Annotated in this window: 2 protein-coding genes; one reads left to right on the forward strand and one right to left on the reverse strand. The window is 66.9% G+C overall.

Annotation, left to right across the window (positions count from 1 at the left end; genetic code table 11):
• Positions 1-16: 16 nt before the first annotated feature.
• Positions 17-316, reverse strand: a complete 300-nt coding sequence (locus G9H72_RS23565) for a cold shock domain-containing protein (RefSeq protein WP_407939621.1) — start codon at positions 314-316, stop codon at positions 17-19.
• Between G9H72_RS23565 and G9H72_RS20720 the strand changes: the two genes are divergently transcribed.
• A complete protein-coding gene (locus G9H72_RS20720; RefSeq protein ID WP_166174745.1) occupies positions 290-667 on the forward strand; it encodes a hypothetical protein in 378 nt (125 codons plus the stop codon). The two genes, G9H72_RS23565 and G9H72_RS20720, sit on opposite strands and share 27 nt — an antisense overlap.
• The last annotated feature ends 85 nt before the right edge of the window (positions 668-752 follow it).

Consider the following 752-nt stretch of genomic DNA (forward strand, 5'->3'; position numbering starts at 1 on the left):
CCCGGGGTGTCTCACCTCAGCCTGACGCACAGGGCTGACCTCGCTCGAGTGCCTGGGAGCCGGGCATCTCGATGCTGGAGTAGTGGACGAAGCAGCCACCCGTTACGTCAGGTGAGTCAATCACTCCCCAGCCTTCTTCACCGTTGAACTCCCTCACGGACCCGACGCTGTCCATCCGCAGATGGTGCCAAATCGCCGACTCTTCCTTGCTGCGCACGCGCCCCGCGGCACGGACGGATGCCGGCCGCACTCCGTCGGCGGCATGTCCGCGCATGCTCGGTGGAAGACAGTGACCGTGGATCAGGATCAGGATCATGATTGGCGCGACCCGTTGTCTGATGTGCTGCCAGTGCCGCCGCTCGTGAGCGCTCTGGACGCGGAAGTGCTCGCGCTCGTGAAGGCCGAGCCAGGGCCGAGCGTCCTACTCCGTTACGAGAGCGGTCGGCGCCCCGGCGGCGGTTGGGTGTCCGGCTGGGGGTGGACTCTGAAAGCGGAGGGGCGCCGGCACGGCGAGGTTCGCCTTTGGTACGACGAGCTCGACGAGGACCTCACCTTGAGCGCCGGCAAACGCTGGCATGAGTGGAGCGCCGTCCAGTGCAACGAGGACACCACCCGGACCGCCCAAGAGGCGGCGAGGCGCCTCAAGGAACTCCTCCACGACGCCTAGAAGCCGAACCCTGACGCGCGCGATCGGCGGCATGACCGGATGAATCTCGTGTGAAGCCCGCAGCCGTCGTCTCCAGCCGAACGAC

The sequence above is a fragment of the Motilibacter aurantiacus genome (genome assembly GCF_011250645.1).
In the GTDB taxonomy this organism is placed as follows: domain Bacteria; phylum Actinomycetota; class Actinomycetes; order Motilibacterales; family Motilibacteraceae; genus Motilibacter_A; species Motilibacter_A aurantiacus.

Coding starts and splice junctions, on each gene's coding strand:
- G9H72_RS23565 (WP_407939621.1), bottom strand. CDS start 316: ATGATCCTGATCCTGATCCACGGTCACTGTCTTCCACCGAGCATGCGC.